The sequence below is a fragment of the Desulforhopalus singaporensis genome (genome assembly GCF_900104445.1).
Lineage (GTDB): Bacteria > Desulfobacterota > Desulfobulbia > Desulfobulbales > Desulfocapsaceae > Desulforhopalus_A > Desulforhopalus_A singaporensis.
In genome coordinates this window covers 1-20,588 of the sequence record NZ_FNJI01000027.1, presented here as the reverse complement: position 1 = coordinate 20,588, position 20,588 = coordinate 1, and the positions used below count along the sequence as shown (strand labels likewise).

12 protein-coding genes and 1 pseudogene are annotated in these 20,588 nt (G+C 46.5%); 5 read left to right on the top strand and 8 right to left on the bottom strand.

The genetic code is table 11. The annotated features are described in order from the left end of the window. Positions 1-22 precede the first annotated feature (22 nt). Positions 23-934, bottom strand: a complete 912-nt coding sequence (locus BLQ17_RS16315; protein WP_092224772.1) for a proline dehydrogenase family protein — start codon at positions 932-934, stop codon at positions 23-25. Between the two features lie 705 nt (positions 935-1,639). Between BLQ17_RS16315 and BLQ17_RS16305 the strand changes: the two genes are divergently transcribed. From BLQ17_RS16305 to BLQ17_RS16290, 4 genes are all read left to right on the top strand, one after another. Further along, positions 1,640-2,728, top strand: coding sequence for an ATP-binding protein (locus BLQ17_RS16305; protein WP_092224768.1), 1,089 nt, complete (start codon positions 1,640-1,642; stop codon positions 2,726-2,728). Positions 2,729-2,736: 8 nt separating this feature from the next. Beyond that, positions 2,737-3,090, top strand: a complete 354-nt coding sequence (locus BLQ17_RS16300; RefSeq protein ID WP_092224766.1) for a hydrogenase maturation nickel metallochaperone HypA — start codon at positions 2,737-2,739, stop codon at positions 3,088-3,090. Continuing rightward, positions 3,087-3,752: a hydrogenase nickel incorporation protein HypB gene (gene hypB, locus BLQ17_RS16295; protein WP_092224764.1), complete on the top strand. Its 666-nt coding sequence runs from the start codon at positions 3,087-3,089 to the stop codon at positions 3,750-3,752. Before BLQ17_RS16300 ends, hypB begins: the two co-directional genes overlap by 4 nt. Before the next feature lie 107 nt (positions 3,753-3,859). Beyond that, complete coding sequence (locus tag BLQ17_RS16290; RefSeq protein ID WP_092224762.1) at positions 3,860-5,173, top strand: MFS transporter; 1,314 nt, start codon at positions 3,860-3,862, stop codon at positions 5,171-5,173. Here BLQ17_RS16290 and BLQ17_RS16285 read toward each other — a convergent pair. The 6 genes from BLQ17_RS16285 to BLQ17_RS16260 form a co-directional block, all read right to left on the bottom strand. Further along, complete coding sequence (locus BLQ17_RS16285; protein ID WP_092224760.1) at positions 5,088-6,476, bottom strand: ABC transporter ATP-binding protein; 1,389 nt, start codon at positions 6,474-6,476, stop codon at positions 5,088-5,090. The two genes, BLQ17_RS16290 and BLQ17_RS16285, sit on opposite strands and share 86 nt — an antisense overlap. Next, positions 6,466-7,284 (bottom strand): ABC transporter permease, encoded by an 819-nt coding sequence (locus tag BLQ17_RS16280; RefSeq protein WP_092224758.1) that lies wholly within the window; start codon positions 7,282-7,284, stop codon positions 6,466-6,468. The genes BLQ17_RS16285 and BLQ17_RS16280 overlap by 11 nt, the downstream gene beginning before the upstream one ends. A 246-nt stretch (positions 7,285-7,530) precedes the next feature. Further along, the gene (locus BLQ17_RS16275) at positions 7,531-9,999 is read right to left on the bottom strand and encodes a glycosyltransferase (protein ID WP_176761274.1); all 2,469 of its coding nucleotides are present in this window, start codon (positions 9,997-9,999) and stop codon (positions 7,531-7,533) included. Positions 10,000-10,545: 546 nt separating this feature from the next. Next, positions 10,546-11,385: a hypothetical protein gene (locus tag BLQ17_RS16270; protein ID WP_143005532.1), complete on the bottom strand. Its 840-nt coding sequence runs from the start codon at positions 11,383-11,385 to the stop codon at positions 10,546-10,548. A 156-nt stretch (positions 11,386-11,541) separates the two neighbouring features. Next, on the bottom strand, positions 11,542-12,279 hold the full coding sequence (locus tag BLQ17_RS16265) for a sulfotransferase family 2 domain-containing protein (protein ID WP_092224848.1): 738 nt from the start codon (positions 12,277-12,279) through the stop codon (positions 11,542-11,544). A 39-nt stretch (positions 12,280-12,318) separates the two neighbouring features. Next, on the bottom strand, positions 12,319-16,191 hold the full coding sequence (locus BLQ17_RS16260) for a rhamnan synthesis F family protein (protein WP_092224753.1): 3,873 nt from the start codon (positions 16,189-16,191) through the stop codon (positions 12,319-12,321). Between the two features lie 1,224 nt (positions 16,192-17,415). On the opposite strand from BLQ17_RS16260, the gene BLQ17_RS16255 reads away from it, so the two are divergent. Next, on the top strand, positions 17,416-19,275 hold the full coding sequence (locus BLQ17_RS16255) for a sulfatase-like hydrolase/transferase (RefSeq protein WP_092224751.1): 1,860 nt from the start codon (positions 17,416-17,418) through the stop codon (positions 19,273-19,275). Between the two features lie 1,049 nt (positions 19,276-20,324). Here the strand turns inward: BLQ17_RS16255 and BLQ17_RS22945 are convergent. Then, positions 20,325-20,588: pseudogene (locus tag BLQ17_RS22945) on the bottom strand (IS110 family transposase); the annotation flags it as partial.

Below are 20,588 nucleotides of genomic sequence, written 5' to 3'. Positions count from 1 at the left end.
CCTCGGGGCACCTTTTTTGTCGTTATCCCTTGAAAAAGATCGCTTTCATGATCACGCTGGCCATTGCCGGATTCTCCTTGACACGGCGGGTGCAGTAGCCAAACCACTGTTTGCCAAACGGCACATACACACGCATTTTGTGACCGGCGTCAACAATTGACTTGCGAAGTGCCGGGGTCACACCATAGAGCATCTGAAATTCATACCTGTCTTTCGCCGGTTTGTATTTTTCGAGCAACCTGAAAGCTCCTTCAACCACCGGCTTGTCGTGGGTGGCTATTGACGGGTACATATTCTCCTTGAGCATCAGCTCGATGTCCTGCAGGAAATGTTCGTTGATTTCCTGATAATCCTTGTAGGCAATCGAGGCCGGCTCAACATAAATCCCTTTACACAGCCTAAAATTCAACGGCACCTCGGGACTGTTGAGGTCACTGAGATTCTTTATGTCCTGATAGGTTCGTTTAAGATACGCCTGCAGAACCAGTCCCACGTTTTCCGGAAATTCTTCCTTTAGGCGCCTGAAGATCTCGATCTCCATGTCGGTGCACGGCGAGTCCTCCATGTCGATACGGACAAAGTTGTTATACGATGCCGCTTTTTCTACAATTTCCCGAATATGCCGGTACGCGACCTCCTTGTCGATGAGAAGACCGAAAAATGTCGGCTTGAGACTGTAGTTCCCATCAACCTTTGCCGCTTCCGCCGCCTCGATAACCTCGAGATATTCTTTCTTGTTCGCCTCAGCTTCATCAAGGGTCTTTATAAATTCCCCCAACACGTCAATGGTTGTGAGAATTCCCTCTTCATTGAGCTCTTTTGAAGCACGAATAGCGTCTTCTATCGTTTCACCGGCTATGTATTCTTTTGAAAACTGCCACACCAGCTTCTGTGGCATATAGGGCAGGGCGCGGGAGATAAATTTATTCAACATGGTTGGCCTCCTGAAAGATATTCCTAAGTTGACAGCCGATTATTCGTTTTATGTACATGCATCAGTTCGAATTTTTCAGGACCCTTTGAAAATTTTTACCAAAGAGCCAAGGCAGAGCTCCAATATCTCCTTGTAGTCTACCGCATTTTGAAAAAATACAAACTGCCACTCTCATTGATTTTTCGATATTTTCCGCCTATGACCCTGAAATATCGATTGCATACAACAATTGAATACAATTTTAAAACACATGTTTTGTATACCACCCCATTGCCGCTGTCAAGGATTTTCCGCAATTGGCTGAAAATGCGTATAAATCCGGCCTGACAAAATGCAGGCCAAACCTGGCGAAAATAATTATATTTCAAAAACTTAGAGACAAATACCAACCATAACCAACCGTAAACGACAGCCATCCACTACCTTTTCTGCCGATTTCGGGAGTCCCCCACCAGGTGCAGCAGACACATTTGCTCCCCTACCCTGGCGATTGCAACGGCCACGGCCCAGATAGCTGTAAAAATAATTATCCTCTGCTGATCAGGTGGAGCCATAGCCGGCTGGCGCCATCTCATCTCATGGAGGAAAACCTTGACCATATTTATATTGACACAAAAAATACCGATCGGTATGTTTCCATTATATAGACGGGTTCGACAACCAACACAGCTCCCCGATGCTGAAAACTTGTAAGGAGGAAAGGAGATGGGCGATATTTACAAAGAACTTGCGACGCATCTGGACAATCTTCCGGGCGGATTCCCGGAAACGGCAAGCGGCGTAGAGCTCAGGATACTCAAAAGACTTTTTTCCCCCGAAGAAGCCCTGGTGGCAACCAAGCTGACAATGAAGCCCGAGCCTGTCGACGCCTTTGCCCGGCGCACCGGAGACAATCGCGAAGAACTTGGCGAAACCTTGGAAAGTATGGCAGGCAAAGGCCTGATATTCAGGACCTACAAGGACGGCATCGTGATGTATTCCGCCGCCATGTTCGTCATAGGAATATGGGAATACCATGTACACGATCTTGACGCGGACCTGGTCAACGATGTCAACGAATACCTGCCGCACCTGGCCCGCGAGGTCTGGGACAAAGTAGAAACCAAGCAGCTGAGGGTAGTCCCGGTCTCGGCCTCGGTCGCACCGGAGACCGCGATAGCCTCATACGAGGATGCGGAACAACTGATCCGTGCACAGTCCAAGATAACGGTACAGCCGTGCATATGTCGCAAAGAGCACGAGGTCGTCGGCAAGCCCTGCCAGTATCCTCTTGAAGTCTGTTTTTCTTTCGGCGGAGCCGCCTATTACTATGAGCAGAACAACATCGGACGATCAATCGATGTGGAGGAAGCCCTGAAGATCCTTGAGACCGGCAGGGAGGCCGGCCTGATCATTCAGCCGGGCAATGCCCAGAAGTCGGCAAACATCTGCATGTGCTGCAGCTGCTGTTGCCAGGTCCTCAAAAACATCAAGGTATTGGAAAAACCGGCAGAGGAAGTGCACAGCAACTATTTCGCCGTGGTAGATGACGATGAGTGCGTGGCTTGCGGCGACTGTGAAGAACGGTGCCACATGGACGCCATCATCGTAGACGACCACGCCGAGATTAACCTTGACAGGTGCATCGGCTGCGGTGTCTGTGTCCCAGCCTGTCCGACATCGGCTATCCAATTGCGGGCCAAACCGCAGGAAAACACTTATGTTCCTCCCAAGCTCACCTACCAGACCTATCTCCGGATGGCCAAGGAGAGAGGTAAGCTTGCAGCAAAACCTGCCACCAGACAGACAGAGTAGACAAGCCCATGCATGAACTGCCGGTTACGGAAAAAATCCTTGAAACAGCCCTTGCTCACGCAGAGCAGCACGGTTTATCCAGGATCCATTCGATCACTCTGAAAATTGGCGAGTTGACCGACCTGGAGGACAGATGGCTCAACCACTATTTCGACTACCTGAGTAAAGACACCATCGCCGCCGGCGCTCACCTTGTCGTCATCCGGGTTCCGATTGTGCTCAAATGCAATGTCTGCCAGACCCGCTGCGAAACGACAAAAGAAAAAATGGCCGATGAAAAATGTCCGCACTGCGGGGCGGAGCAACGATTTTCCATTCTCTCGGGAAGAGAATATTTTATTGAGGAGATGGCGGCAAAATGACAACAGAACTGAAGATCATCAAGGTTAAGGAAAATATCCTCGCCGACAACGAAACCCTTGCCGGTGAACTGCGCAACCGGCTCAGGAAAAACAATATCTGCATGATCAACCTGATGTCGTCCCCCGGAGCCGGCAAGACCACTTTTTTGCTCCGAACCATTGAAGGGCTCAGGGACAAGGCACGGATGGCGGTGATTGAGGCAGACATCGACTCAACGGTTGATGCTGAAACAATCAGTCGCACCGGCACCAAGGCGGTGCAGCTCCAGACCGGCGGATTCTGCCACCTGGATGCGGCCATGGTAGAGGAAGGGCTGAAAAACCTCGACCTGGATAATCTCGACCTCATTTTTATCGAGAATGTCGGCAACCTTGTCTGTCCGGCTGAGTTCGACACCGGGGCAACCCTTAACGTGATGATCCTGAGCGTACCCGAGGGTGACGATAAGCCACTGAAATATCCCTTGATGTTTTCCACTTGCGACGTCCTGATCGTAAACAAGACCGACTACCTGGGCACCCCTTTCACCGACTTTGACCTGGCCGTGCTTGAAAAACGAGTCAGGAACCTGAACCAGGACATCAACATCTTTGCGCTCTCAAGCAAAACCGGAGAAGGTATCGGCAACTGGATTTCATGGCTGGCGACCAATAATCTTTAACAGCGAAATCCGCCAAAAAACAGAACCCAACAACCGCAGCCCCGTTTTGTCCGCAAGATCCACATAACGGACCAACAAATCCACCTTGCCGGTAAAAACGAAAAGTCATGCCCCCGACAGCCAGGATCATCCTGCCACAGGAAAAGCTCAGACCGCTTATCATCACACTGGTATGCACCATGCTCACAGGAGCCTCCTATGGGTTCGGGCTATATCTTTTTCCAATGGTCATGCCGGAGATACTGCACGACCTCAAGCTCAGCTACAGCGATGCAGGAGTGATCACCGCCGCAGCCCAGACCGCGCCACTGTTCATGATTCCGCTGGCGGGCTACCTCACGGGCAGGGTCGGCGGGCTGCGCCTTATCGTTTTCAGCCAGATTTTCGGCGCTGCGCTGCTGCTCGCACTCTACTACGTGCAGGGTTTTTTCAGCCTCCTGATTGTCGTATTGCTGATGCGAGGCTGGCCGCTGCTGGTCTGGATTCCGCTGGTGATGGTCGCAGCAGAGCACATCGAATTCAAGTGGCGAGCCACCATGCTCACCGTCGCGTCTTCCGGTGCCTGTTTCTTTGTTTTTGTCGACGGCGCGCTATCATCCTACTTTCTTGAACGCCATCACTGGCGCTATTTGTGGCCAACAGCAGCTCTTTGCTGTCTTGTCTTTGGCGTCTCGGCGTGGCTGGGTCTATGCCGGGTAAATGCGTGGGAATACAAAAGAGCTGGCAGGAGTGGAAAAAAAAGGTCCTATGGCGAACTGCTCAAATGGGCGAAAACCAGAAGCGGCGTGATAACTTTTGTTGTTTTTGCTCTCACCGGACTCACGTTCACCCCCTTCCAGACCTACCTGGCATCCTATCTCCGGGACAATCTCAATCTGACAATCGCCGTCACCGGGGCAATGTGGTCGGTAATGGGGATAGCCGGAATAGGCGGAGGACTAGTGATGGGAGTGATAACTGACAGGATGGGCGCCAGGATTGCCCTGTTTCTCACTTTTTTTCTCGCAGCTGTTTCAGCCGTTCTGATCTGCATGCCGATCACGACCGCTCAGGTAATGGGGATGGCCGTCTGCTATGGCATTGCCCAGGCGGTCATCTACGGTCTTGCCCCGGCGTACATGTCGAAGATCCTCGCCCCCGAGTCTTCGGTCACGGCCGTATCAGCCGGCACGCTGCTGCTCGTCTCCACCGCTTTTTTCGGAAATTTACTCGGCGGCTGGTCGAGCGAATATTTCGGCTCGTTCTTCTGGCTTTACCTAACAACCGGCCTGTTTTTCACCATGGGCGCACTGGTTTCACTGGGGCTGACAAGAGAACAACAAAGAACCTCGACCATCAATCGTCACAACGGTCTATCAACACCCTGCTGCCAAAATCAACTATCCCGGTGCTCGTCCTCCCGGAATCAGGAAGAACCTTGAACATTGCCGCATCGAGCAACCGGTGCATGGAAATCTCGTTGCCGCTGAGATCAAGTTCTCCCATCACTCCGGCATTCAAGAAATAGGTGCCGGGGTTTAAGGCGCAGCCGAATTCAAACGCGATGTCAAATTCATCACCGGCTTGAACCGATTCCAGCGCCATACTTTTCCCGGGGGCCGATGCGGCACCACCCAATTCCACCCCGGACTTTGTTTTTATCAGCATGCCAAACCGTACGAACCCGGCGTCCCTGGTAAATTTTACCCGGTAACAGTAGTGGTATTTTTTCCCCCTGACCAGGTTATTCACCTGCTTGCCGTCAATTGTTTTTATTTTCGGCTCGGAGATTACCGCACCGCTGGACTCATAGGCGATGGTACTGGTAGGTGTCAACGATGGATTAAAACTCTCCCTGAGCTCATCGGAGTTTTCTGCAGAATTGTTGGGCGCAGTGGCCCCGGCCCGCTGTGTCCGGTTATCTCCAGCGTTTTTCTCGCCTGCAGCAGCGGCTCCAGCCTCACTTGCCTTTTTTATGCGCCGGCGCATCTGTTCACGCTTGTCATCGGGTGCGTACAGAAGCTGCTGATAGCGCCCATAGACTTCTTTTGGGCTTCCGGTTACCAGCTTTTCTCCGTCATCAAGCAGCACGGCATGGTCGCAAAGCTGTACCACGGTTGCACCGGAGTGGGAGACAAACAGTATGGTCGCCCCCGCCTCGCGAATTGCCTCTATGCGGGAAAAACATTTTCTCTGGAAACGCTCGTCGCCTACCGAGAGCGCTTCATCAACGACCAGTATTTCCGGGTCGACATTGACCGACACTGCAAAAGCAAGACGAACCATCATGCCACTGGAATAGGTTCTGACCGGCTGGTCCATAAAGTCGCCGATCTCGGCAAACGACGCTATTGACGCAAACCTGGAATCGATCTCATCGCTTTTCAGCCCCAGTATCGAACCCTTCATATAGACATTCTCACGTCCGGTAAATTCGGGGTTAAAGCCGGAACCGAGTTCCAAGATAGCTGCGATTCGCCCATGTGTTTCGATTACGCCATCGGTGGGATTCAAGGTACCGCAGATCATTTTGAGCAGCGTGGATTTACCTGAACCATTTCTACCGAGTATACCGACGGTGGTACCCTTTTTAACCCCCAGCGTTACATTTCTAAGGGCCCAGAACTCCCGATAGTATTGCTTGCGCCCTCGCCTGAGCATCTGCAGCAGCCGGTAGTGCGGCTTGTCGTAGATCTGGTAGCACTTCGAGAGATTTTCTACTTTGATCGCAAAATCAGAGAACATCTGCAAACCCCTTACGAGTCTTTTGAAACCAGGCGAACCCGAGCCAGCAAACCAGCAGAGAGAAAACGTACTGGATAATCAAGGTTGTAATACTTGGCAGCTGCCCCCAAAGCATCACTCCCCTTGACTGCTCTATAATACTTGTCAAGGGATTGAGGTTGAGAAATATCCGGTACGTCGGAGGGAGCCTGGACGCCGAATAAAAAATAGGAGATAAAAACAGAAGAGCTGTCGTTACGATACCGGTTACCTGTGAAACATCACGAAGGTAGACCCCAAGGGACGCCAGCATCCATGAAAAACCCAAGGTAAAAAAAATCAGGGGCATGACAACAACAGGCAACAGCAAGATGGTCAGGTGGGGCGTCCCAAACAGGACCACATAGGCAAGCAGCCATACAGCCATGCTGACCGAGCCGTGAAAAAGAGCACTTCCCATATTACTGATGGGCAGAATCTCCAGGGGGAAAATAACCCGCTTTACATAGTCGCTGTTGCCGACGACCAACCCCGGAGCCCGATTTATGCATTCAGCAAACAGCTGGTAGACAGTCAGCCCGGCAAATAAAATAAGGGCAAATTCGGTTTTCGATTCGCCACCTCCTCCCCACCGTGCCTTAAAGACCACGCTGAAGACGAAAGTGTAAACAGAAAGCATCAGGAGCGGCGTAAAAAAAGACCAGAAAACACCAAGAAAAGATCCTCTGTAACGGCCAACAACTTCACGCTGTATTGTTTTTTTTATGAGATAACGATTGCGCCAGGGACTGACTATCATTTCTCGGGGAGAAAGGGGGAATTGTTGCATTGTGTTTTATTCGGCCTGGTTGTGACCCGGGATTTATAAAATGTAAAGCACGAAACGGATCCATGAAAGTGCCGCGACTGCCGGTATACTTAAACCTCTCCTGAACCGGTCACTGTTATACAACCTTTGTCGCCTTGATGCAAACAACTCCGATGAAAGCCGGCAAATTCCAAAGTTGTTGAAGAGTGGGCCATGAAGACAAGCGAGAAATTGCCTTATGCAGGGCGATTACCTGACAAAAGAGTGTCAAAACCCCAGACCGCTTAGAATTTCAGTAAATTTCTTTTGCACCTTACCCATTGAATAGGACTCGTTCATCAACCCAAGCCCTGCATCGGAAAGATCATACCACTTCTGTTCATCCTCCAGCAAAGTGCATACTGCGGCAGCATACTCGGCTGGCGTATCCGCAAGCAGACAATGTTTACCCGGGACTATATCCGTTCCCTCAATCGCTACCGAAGACAGTACGGTGGGAACTCCATGACTGAGACTGGACAGCGTCTTGCCTTTCACCCCGGCACCAAACCTGAGCGGAGCGATCGTCATCACACAGTTTTCAAGAAGTTTTGTCAGATCCTCCACAAACCCCAGGACCTTGACCCCATCGGCAGATATTGGCGGCAGAAACTCTTTCGCCTTACTCCCGGCGACAAGAAACGTTGCCTCGGGGACCTTGCTGTAGATAACGGGCCAGACATGCTCAACAAAATACAACACGGCATCTACGTTTGGCGAATGCTGGAAACCGCCGATAAAGACAATATTGCGTCCTCTTTCACTATATTTGTTCACCCGTCCGGGGATAGTCCGGCACATGGGCAGAACCACGACATTGTCAACCTGCTCCTGCCGGTCGAGAAGATTCTTTTCCTCCTCGCTTATGACAATGGTGGTATCGACCTCCTTCATTAACTCAAGCTCCCGGGTTTTAACCTTTTCTGCGACAGCCCGCAGTTTTTCATCATCGCGCAGCTTCGCCTCTCTTTCCTGCCGGAGGTAATGCAGATCTACCGTGTCAAAAACCACCTTTGCCCGAGGACAATATTTTTCGATATCTGCAAGGTACTTGTCGAGCATGGTCCACCTGTATACCCAGACAAGATCATACCGCCACCCTTCACGTTCAAGATAATTGTCGAGACTGTAATAATCGGGTGAATAAATGCACTCAATACCGCGCTGCTGCAAATCTTCTGTATATTTGCCAAACTGCAGCATATTGGCACCAGGCACGAAAGAGACCCGAAACCCGGCCTGCTGCAGAAAATCCATATGAATAACAGTGTCATTGGAGCCGGAATCCTGATCTGGTGTCGGGGTGGAAGCGTCGATTACCAGCACATGATTTTTCGCTAAACGATCCTGAAAATAATATGTTCGATCTTCCGGGTTATCATGGCCCGAGAGAACCTCAGACCATCTTTTGACAAATTTTTCCTGGTTTACCAGCTGATACTTTTTCATTCCACTGTTCAGATCGGTACCGGCCGTCATACCTTCAAAATGGACTATCCGGGAAAAAGGCTGGTAGACGGTCCTGAGCCCTTTTTCCCTTACCTTGAAGGCAAGATCTGTATCTTCATAGTAGCCCGGTGAATATATTTCATCAAACCGCCCCAATTCGTCAAACAGCGCCCTGGGCACCATGATGCTCGCCCCCGAACAGTAGTCGACGTCTCTTGCGAAAAGATATTTTGGCTGATAAGGTTTGTCCCGATTTCCATAGTTCCACCCGGAACCGTCTTTCCAGATTATGCCGCCTGCTTCCTGCAGCAGCCCGTTTGGATAGAGCAGCATCGAACCGCACAAACCGGTACCAGGGATTGTTGCAAAAGTTTTTCGCAGGTTCTCAAGCCACCCCGGAAGGACAATGGTGTCATTGTTGAGAAACACCAGGTAATTTCCTTTTGCAGCCATTGCGCCATTGTTACAGGAGCCGACGAACCCAAGATTGTTGTCATTGACAATCAACCGCAGACCGTCGATGGTCTGCAACATATCCGCGGTGCCATCTGTGGACGCGTCATCAACAACAACAACCTCATATGTCACCGCAGGGGAAACATTGTTTTTTATCGATGCTATACACTGCAGGGTGTAGTCAATCTGGTTGTGAACTGGAATTATAATAGAAATATCGGGGTGCTCATATTTTTGAAAAGCCAGCTGACCATTTAATATCGCTACATGAATGCTGTGTCTGCAGAGCTTACCCGACTGATAGAGGACATCCAGCTGGATCTTGTCAATAGACAAATCCTCCCGGTCCAGTTCAGGGAAATAGCGCCAGAAAGGGATCAGCTGTCCTGTAAAGACCTGTTCGCTCTCCAGGGAGCCATGACGCCCCTCATATTGCCCGAACGAAACGTAATGGAGAAAAGGATTTATCCCCGCCTCTTTGACATCAGCATATCGACCGAGATAATATTTCGTTGAAAAATCGGGAGACGGGTCTCTTCCCTCAAGCCAGCCGTGAACCACAAAATGGTAAATAGGGTCAATGCCGGACCTGGCAACATCAGGATAGGCTGCAAGGTAATAATTGACATCAAACAATCCCGAAGACCGAATGATCTCCGTATCTTTTTCTATGAGAGCCTCTTGTTCCTGCGTGTCCTTTTTTTCAGCGGGGGCCAACAGTCTGCGCAGCTTTGCTACGGCAAGGGGAAAACGCAAAGATGAGGACAACATATCTTTAACCACTTTTTTCATTTTTTTTAATGATCCGCACATTACTTAGTGCGGATACGAGTGCATATTTTAAACATAGTGTCGGAACAATGGCTGGCTGTTTTATAACTTTCAAACAATTTCCCTGCTCTGCGGCAGCGGTTTAACGCCCAATTTCATCACCGTTCAAATGATTCAATATAGAGACTTTTGAACTTCACAACCCTGCAACGCAATCAGCAACAGGAAAAACAGGTTTCTTCGTTTTTATTTACGAATCATCTAGAAAACTTCATGAGTTGCCAGACAATTTTCCGTCATCCATGTATAAGACTGGGTAAATCTTCCCCCCATCCCGCGTTTCATTGAGCAGGGCAGTGAAAACTTAAAACGAAACTCTCCTGAGAGAAGGGTCGCCTATTACAAGCCGGCACAGTTTCCTTTGGTTTCTAACAACCCCACGTTGACGGCCTGACGCAGACGACCTCATGCGTTTTCATTTATTTTTGCCCATCTGTTTTATACAAAAAGCGAAACATAACACATGCCACTCAAAAAACATCATAATAAGAAGATATTACTGAATTTTTACCGACAGAGAGCAATTTTGTCTGAAATTTTTTCGGAAAAAAACTGGTAAACCTCGGGGTAAAAGTGGTTCCAAATCTGCGGGCTATAGTTTGGGTCATCAGGATCGGTTACAGGTTTAATCCGATCCTCAGGAAGTGAAATAATTTCGCACTGCGCTATTTTGCCACCTTTGCTGTACTCATCAAATAACGCCTTGAATTCAAGACTCCTCTGAATCCACTTTGAATCCAAATAGTTCGGATGCATTGGGAAATGCATATAACACAGAATCACCTTTGGCGATTTTTTTCTAAAAAAATTGTATATCCGAACAATATTATCCAGCTGTGTCTGAGGGTCAAGCAAACCTATATATTGAAATTTTTCATTAAACTGTCGGGATACTTCGGGATCTTTAAATTGTATATTACCGAAAAACGCTTTCCACCCCTTCTCCTTATGGGCATAAAGACTGTGTCGAATGTCACACAATGAATCCATGATTAACAAATCAGGAATATCCATTGCTATGTTTCTGCAATTGTCAACCTTGTCCATGACAAACGACGAAAACCATTTTGCATAATCCTGTTTTTCCTTGCAACCTCCCCATTGCCCACAGGACAGAAAACTATTCACTAAATCGTAGTCAAAGCTATCGTTTTCAATAATCTCTAAAACTATATCGCTCCGAAGTTGCAACGCGCTTGTCAACCTGACTATTTCAGTATTATCTAAACAATTCGCCAAATAATCTGTTACAACAAAATTAGACAGACAACTGCCGATAATTGTTACTTTTATGTTTGTTTGCTTTTGTTTTGTTCTAAATATTTTTTCGACTATTTGACGTAACATTATTCTGGCCTCACCAGTTAGCACCACATGAACCCATCCTCTCGATCATCAGATATGAGTAAGTTTCCTGGCCCTGGGTTCCGGATCCGGGAGTCATTTTCCCGACATCGCGTGGATAGTATGCAAAAATCTTGGCGACCCTTTCAACACACAGCATCATGCACCAAATATTCTCCTGGCTTCGCTGTAGAATTCAAGATCCGGCGTGTTTACTTCCTTTAGCTTGGCGTACAGTTTCTTTCCGACAGCTTCTTCCAGGCTATTGAGCTTATCGCACAGCTTCTTGCTTGTTCTCTGGGAAACATTTTTTTTCATCGCTTCAAGCTCTAACTCGCCAAACCCATCCTGCCGGAGCCAGGCCTGCAACCGCGCAAGAGACTCATCATATTTTTCAACGACACCGAAAAACGGAAGAGCCGCCAAGGCCCGTTTGGCCCGCTCCAGTTCACCGCCTTCAGTTTCATCAAAAAAACTGGCAAAACGCTCGACATGAAAGTTTCTGCACTGCCGGTCGTGCGGCAGGGCCAACCTTGTTTCAATATACCCGGCGAGGCTGGTGTTTCGTGCCAGTACAGCTCCAAAGGTATCACTTGCCTGGTTTTTTTCAAAAAAATATGCAGATGCAATCCGATCAAGAGGATGCCGAACAAAAATAACAGGCAGAACCCTGAGCCCTTCAATGAGCGGAGGCGGCATCATTGCCGTGTGGGAAGAGAAACACCTTGCGGTACGATTCTCCTGGAGCCAGACTGCAACCTCCGCTCTGTTTTTGGGCCGCTGCGGAGGGAATTCTTTTGTTACCCACCCCTGGTCACCCAAATTATCACGGAAGGTAGCATCGAGCGATGTACCGGCATTCTTGAATAGATGGTAATGCAGGATTACTGTTCTCATACCTGATTTTTCTGACATGGTTTTCGTAATTTTTTGTGATTACCTGGTTACTCCCGGCACATGGGTTACCACGGAACGATAGCCGGTCTGTTTGACAACAAAAGGCAGAATACGCTCCAGGGCATGCAACATTGTGCCATCATAAGGCAGCGGCTCCCGGGGATAGCAGTCCCAGGTAAAATTTTGCTGAAAAAGAGGCATTATAGCATCGGTTCTTGCCCAAAACATGGTCCCCACGGGAAAGTTGAAACATCTATCCATCCCTGCAGAAATCCCAATTTTTCCCGCCATTTCCGATGCAATCTTCTTGTTTTCATCCCACCCGACGGCATGTGGGTCATCGGGAAAAACCAGGCCGATACTCGGGTCATTTGCCATCCTGCCAACAATAATCCTGGCCATCTGTTTTTTTATTCCAAGCAGATTTTCAAGTAAAAACTCGAACCATATACGCCCTACAGCTGACTCACTGATATCGAGGGTTTTCTTGGTATGAAGATGACCGATTATGGAATAATTTTCCACGATTTTTCGATTAAATTCAGTCAACAACGGCCCTATATCCCGCCCCCGGTTCGGCACCACTCTGATATCGACCCGACCATTGGTATACCCCGCTGTTACCCCGGCCAGCTTAGCGGCAACACTTGGTGAAACGACACTTAAGAGCAAATCCAACGGAAAATCAAGGGCGGACAGTGTACTCCATATTGTCTCAAAAAGATCGTCATAAAAGACATGAATATGAAGAGCTGCTTTCTCTGTAAAATTCCCGAAGTCCTGAGGCCCCTGGAAATCAGGGCGGATTATCTCGGTCAGCCAGGGCCCGGCAGGACGGCCCTGCCGAAGAAAATCGGCCAGGGGATTTCCACCCGGGGAAACGCCATGGTGCTGCAGATAGATCCCCGGATGAAACCCCGGAAAAGGTTTTCGCGATCCATTTCCATCCCGCCATGATTTAACGAAGTGTACCGCGCATTCTTCCAGAGACTTCTTTTTACCAAACGGAGAGTTATAAAAATCAGGATCCATAGCCTTTTCTTCTCTAATACATCGACAATCCTGTTCCTCCCTACGCGCCTCGATCTCACATTTCTCGCCAATCCGGACAAGAGATTCTACATACGTCTCCATGTCAAAAGTCGACATTGCCAACTCCTCAACAGACATTCCCACCAGTTTCCTGTAATCAGGATCGAAACACAGTCGACCACATACGTCTGCTGCCTGTTCGACATTGAGGTAGGAAACCACGCACTCCCTGGTTAGTTTTTTCTTTTTCAGTATTTCAGCGATTCCCGTTGTGTTGGCAAAACAGACCACGGGTAACCGGTAAAACATTGCGTCAATTGCCGAATTGGGCAAAGGATCAAGTCTCGAACTCAAAAAATACAAATCTGCCAATTCATAAGCCAAGGTCACATCTTTTAGCTCACCCAGAAAAACTACATGATCCTGCAGGCCGCTTCTTACAATCTGGTCGTTGAGATAGACTGAATAATCCGTATCCGTGTCAGGGACAAACCCTTTCCCGGCCCAGACAAAACGAAAAGCCTTTTCCGGATATCTTTGCAATATGGCAGCTGCACAGGAAATAAAGAGATCGACACCTTTTCTCAACTCGACGGTCCCGCCCCCCAGAACAACAACTGTCCCCTCAGGATCAGAACCCGGTCGCATCAGGTTTTTTACCCGAGTTCCCTCCTGCTGCAGCTCGTCTCGATTTCTATCAAGCGGTTGTGCGGAACGGCCCTGCGGTAAAATCAGCGGCTGGTCCCCGGCCACATCCGGGCAATGTTCAACCGCGTTCTTGTATACTATTTCCGTTGAAAAGATAAGCCGTGCTGCCCATAAATTGGCTTCGGCGATTGCTCCAACAGGACGGACGTAGGACGCAAACTCATGTATAAGGCAAAGTGCCGGAATAAAAATCTTTGCCAGCACCGGAAGCACGTAGCGAGACTCTATGGTGTTTGCTATGGCAAAAGAGACCGCTGTGTGAGCGGCAACCTGCCCAACAATTGCACCTATCAAATATTCCGTACCGCTTTCCGGCACTCCTATCGTGACATCACATTTATTTTTATACTCTTCTACCAGCTCGCCACCATGAAGCAGTATCCCGATAATGTTGAAACGCTTTTTCAACTGCTCTATTATCTTCAGGGTCAACATCGGACCACCGGTTCTACTGGCGTCATGGGTTACGACGATGACCGTCTTTCTGTTTTTCGCCAGTTTGTCAACACCAACACACGCATGCTGCTGCGCTGCGTTGGCTAACCGCCCCTCCTTTTTCCCATAATGAAGATAGTGATAATACGGATCACTCCCCCCGACATCGGAATACGCCTTTTGATAAAACTCCGGATCAAAATTTTGTTGCCTATCACTTACAGAAATTTGCTTGTGAGTGGTGGTGTCTGATGCAGAATCCTCCGTCCTGCGTCCTTCCCTCTCTCCCGCTATTATATAATGTACCAGAGGATTCAGCCCCGTTGCCGCAACATCGGGATACGCTTCAATATAGTACAGAGGATCAAAAAAACGATTAGGTCTGACACCCTGTTTCCACCCCTGAGTCAGGAAATGACGTACCGGGTCAACCCCTTTTTCTGCAACGCCCGGCGTATGATCACAATAGTATTTCCGGTCAAAAGAGTTACTTGCATTTATAAGCCGGAGCGCTCCGCTGGTCGACCAATAATTTTTCCTTCCCAAAAGACGCTCAAGAATCCAGCTGAACACGCTGTTTTTCTTAACCGCATTGCCGGCTGCCGCAACGAATCTGTATACCGTCCCGTTAACGACTCGTTCATGTTCCGCTTTTATGATCGCATGCTCCAGACGACTGGCCTTCAGTTTCGACACAGTTTCATGCAACTGATTCTCACTGTTTCCCAGCTTCGATTCCAACCCTGAAACGTGCTGCTCCATTTCATCTGTATATTGCACCTGTCTGGCCAGAACCTCTGCTTCCTTTATTGTTGCCTGCAGCTGTCTCCTGGCCGAATCCAAGTCTTGAAAAACCGCTCCCCCCACCCGTGCACAGGTATGCAGATAACGAAGATCAGGCAGATCGGATACAATGCTCTTAATTTGCGACGAACCAAAACTATTGCTTGCTGTCAATCCCAGAAGATTACGGAAAAAGTCATCGATAAACAGGTAGTCCCTATAGTCTTCTTTTATAGCTATGCTAAGGGACGAGTGGTGTTTTAATTTTTTCTCTAGAAAGGAATCACAGTATTCATCAACACTCGTGGGGTCCGGACACACCCCGAGAAAAGCGGATAATCTCTTGAGTTGTTTTGCCGGGTCGTTCAGCAGATCCTCAAAGCTGACAAGAATATTTTGCTCTCCCTTAACATTTTTCAGCGCATGAAAGTGGTAAGCAAACCATAAAAGCAGGCTCTGTTCTGTGTCACCACAGAGAAACTGCTGAAATTTCTCGCTCCTGACCCGAAGGCTCTCCGCCACCTCTACAGGAGAGCGCAGAGCATGAACATAGTAAACCTCGGTGTCATTAAAGGTCTCGCGTACTACCCGTTTCCAGAAAGGAAGCAGCAGACTCACCCTGGGATCCTTAATTCCCCATAACGGACAATCCTGATAATTGCTCTGAAGAAGATTACTGGCTTCAACATAAAACTGATCGGTAATTTCAGCCAAATCGCCGATGCCGATCACAAACGGATTGGACCATGAATACCCTAAATGGTTGAGGATACGCTCATTGAGCTGAACCACTCCCTGGTTTTCAAAATACCCTTTAGGATTTTCGATACTTTTGTGCTCAGCCAGGTGCCCGAAGTTAAACCCCAATGCCGTAAGCCCAGCGGTCAATGCCGAGGTTCCGGATCTGTGCATACCAAGAACGATGACTGCTTTATTGCTTTTTAAAAAACTCATACGCTACTACGGTATTTTTTATTTCTTATATATTTCAGAACGTTACCACCTACTTCAGTATCTCGACATCAGTGACATAAGCAAATCAAACCTTCCGTCCCGAATCCACTTAAACCATAGTTTTTTCCGCTATACCACTATTATTATTGATAACCGACTGGTAGGCAGATGACTGTACCCACCCAAGAGTAGAGGGGAAACGATATGAAGTGTTAAACCAGCAAGGCAAATTATTGTTAATTTCTCTCTCAAGCCATCACTTTTCAAAACCCGACCGATTCAAGAGCTCTGAACACTTTGTTCTTATATTATCCAGTATCTATTCTTATCTTAGGATGCACCAGATAACTCATTGAACGTGAATGTTTTGGCAGATCGTTCATGATCAGTACTTACCAATATATTTTCTGAAACATTGAAAACCACAAACATTGCCCGCCGCAGAACCATCTTTCATGAAACCTGCGAACAGACTTAACATAAGCACTAACTACACTGGTGGCTGAGAATTGCAGGCAAAAGCCACGACTTGCCATTTCCGGCCCAGCTCCAAACCGGAATCATCTTTTGATGGACAAATTGCTCAATCGGTTTCATTCATGCCTGCAATATTCAAGTAAGAGGAATAAAGGCCAAAAATTTATCTTCATTGGCAAATTAGAATTTTCATTTTCATTAGAAGAAAAACAGGCCTTGCACTTTACTCACATCAAGATAAGATTATCGCTCTATTTAAAATAAAATCTCAAGGTTTCAGGACAGCATACAAGTGCAAAATAATAATATTGGCTACGCATTAAGCTTAACTATTTAAAATAGTTATCAAAACAAGAATAAAACTGATACTTAAATAGTATCACTAAACGTCTGGTTCACTTCTGTATGTATGATGAAAGACTAATACCTCTGCAAAACGTCAGTTTATGGTCCCACCAAAAGGTTGCACAAATGTCTATTGAATCAATAAAGAGACGCAAGTCACAACAACAGTAATTCGGCGCCCTTATAAATGAAAATGATTCCCATTCACATTAAGTTCTATTCAGTCATTCTTCCGATATTCCATATGATCTCCAGCTTTAATCTATTCGACACTTCAGTCCAAAACCGCCGAATTTAACAATCTACGTTGTGAAACGAAACCTCGGCATATACAAAACATTACGCATTTTACCGAAAAGACGACCAGCATTTGACAGACAACAGGATGAGAACTGATAAAAGATGACAAATAAACTTATATACTACGCCCCTTTTATTTTAACTTTTTGCTTGAGCATTTTTCTTTTTGCGAAATTTAGAATCCCAAAACGCCAAGCTATTCCTGCGTATATCCTCTCTCTCTTATTAATTTTTTTGACAGCAGTTCATTTTATCGCAAATTATTTCACTGGCAATGGAATTGATTACTCCACTATTTTTCATCTTAAATATGGAATTGATGGAGCAGGTTTCAAGGACTATTTATCTCTAATTACAGTTTCTTTATTAGCTCTGATCACCTCCTTGACATTAATCACTTATCTCATTTTCAAATATGAAAACAAAAGCAAATATATCAGCAGAAAAATATCGATTACAACCTACACTTTTTTAACATTATCTTTTTTATTAAATCCAAGTATTTTCGACATAGCTCGCCTATATCAGACAAATCAAACCTCTCTTGAAGGTAGCCAGACAGCGAGATCAGATTTCTACAACTACTATATGGGAGACAAAACTCACCAACGATTCAAAAATCCAAAAAATCTCGTACATATTTATGTCGAAAGCCTGGAGAGAACATACTTCGATTCAGAGCTCTTTCCAAATCTTATAACAGACTTGAAAAATCTTGAGTCACTGGGCGTTACCTTTACAGAAATCAAACAAGCCCCAAAGACCGGCTGGACAATTGGTGGTATCACTTCCAGCGAATGCGGAATCCCATTATATACACCAAGCAACGGGAACTCCATGTCCAGTTATGATACCTTTCTACCTTATGCCGTTTGCCTTGGCGATATCCTGAAAGAACAGGGCTATCACCTGACATTTTTAGGAGGAGCCGATCACACATTTGCGGGAAAAGGCAAGTTTTTTCAAACCCATGGATACGATGAAGTTTTAGGAAAAAATGAATTGTTACCTAAACTGAAAAATCAGAACTATGCGCATGGATGGGGCCTTTATGACGACAGCCTTTTTGAAATCGCTTTTGAAAAATATTTAAAATTATCCGCAAACAACGAAAACTTTGCGCTCACAACCTTAACATTGGATACCCATCATCCAAAGGGGCACCGGTCTGCCAGCTGCGAAACTGATTCATATGGAAATTTTGACAATTCTTTATTGGATGCAGTCAAATGTTCTGACCGGATGGTTGCAAATTTTATACAAAAGATTCTCAACTCCTCATTTGCCCAGAATACCATCATTGTATTACAGTCAGATCATTTTGGAATGAGAAGTATTGCCTCTGATTTTCTTAAAGGACAAGACAGAAGAAATTTATTAATTATTATCGATCCTGAAAAATACAAAAACAAAAAAATTGATGTAGCAGGTACCACTCTGGACATTGGCTCAACCATTCTTTCTGTGTTGGGAATTGAAGGACAAATAGGTTTAGGAAGAAATCTCTTTGACGAATCCGCAACAACTGAAAAAACCAGGATACATATCGCCCAAAATATAAAAAACTGGGGCAGAGAAATAAGTAATCTATGGGGCTTCCCTAAAATTACAGGGAAGTTTCAAATAGACATTAAAAATGAAATAGTCAAGATCGGTCTACGCAAGTTTAATATACCTGTATTAGTTGAGCTCGACGATCAACTTAATACTATCATGAGATTCCCTTATGAAAAGAAGCGATCATCGGGCAATTACTTAACCAAAAAAATTCTTGCAGAAAAGAACAGTTCTCCAGTCATCTTAGTAGACAAATGCAGATACATTGATCCGCTTACAGACAAGAAAAATGATAAGTTCTGTGTTGCTTTCAGGGGGAAAAATGGTGTCTTGAAAAATTTTTCACTAAACAATGACACAACCTACTACATCCCCGAAATAAAAAACATGCTCGATATTAATTAATTTATCGTATCGAAAAGTTTTACACCCCACAGCATTGCATTTTTCACCTAATTATTAATCGAATGCTTGAAAACATACCAAGAAAACTTCAATCAACACCCAAGAAAAACAACCTCCCTCCTATCAACAAAAAGCACCAAACAAAAATAGTACACCAACATCACTACCCACATCATTACAATATGTTATAGATTTTTCAGAACAACAACTCTGCATACTCTTCTTCCTTTAAACACAATTTTCCCACAATTATTTTTATTTTCACAACACCACTCGACTAGTGTAAATTCTTATTCATTTATTTCTCCAACATCTTCCAAAGTAAACACCTAAACTCACAAATTATTAATCAGTACGTTGATTAGTAGACATTCGCTAACGAGGAATTGACTCGTAACATATTGATAATAGGTTTGTTTGAAATTTAGACAATGTCTGCTATTTAGCCTTCGGATTGATATGTTTGACAGGGTCAAGGAAAAACGCAAGTTTCCCATCCGTTTTTGTCGGCTTTATTGCCTATATCTCCCTGGACATTATCAGAGGCGGAACCAGTATAACGACGGTTGCTCATACTGATATTCGCGGGTTAGATACCGCCTGACTTGGATACGTCGTGGGGTTTGCCTCTCTCTAATATTAATCCGGCGGGCATTTAGGTTTAAACTTTTCGTATTTTTTAGTTAGGAGTCAATTTTATTGACGTATAAACAGCCAGATAGTCAGACGCGAACCCGAAAGCGGCATCCGGATAAGACGTATTTGCCCACCGGATTAATAACAGGAGTTCGGTTCAACCTTATCCTAAAATCCGGAACGAGGGTTCCCCATACCGTGATTGCGCCTCTGACAATGTCCAGGGCCGGACTGTCAGCTTGTTTTCCTTGCCTGCCTCCTTCTCTTTGTTTTTTAGGTTTGTTAAAGCCGCTTCCCGGCATTTTCTACCGTCGGTAGCCCCGTCAAGGCTCGATTCCGAGAATGGCCTCAAAAAAATGCTCGTCGGAGGATATTGAGGCTTGGCGGGGCGGATTAATTACCGTTTTGGATTATCAGCCCGCAGATCGGGTTTTGCCTTGCAAATCAACTTCTCTGTCGATAGACCAGATAAATGCGATTAATTCCCTGGCTATCGCTGTGGTTACAACCGTTTTCGGTTTTCCCCTACCGCTTAGCCTCCTGTACTTCTCACATAATCTCAATTGGGCCTTCCAGGATATCTGCCGTATCGCAACAGGCAACCGGTCACTACGTTTTCTCAATTGACGGCTAACTCGTGCGGGAAAACGATAGGTCCATGCAGCCTCAACAAGAGC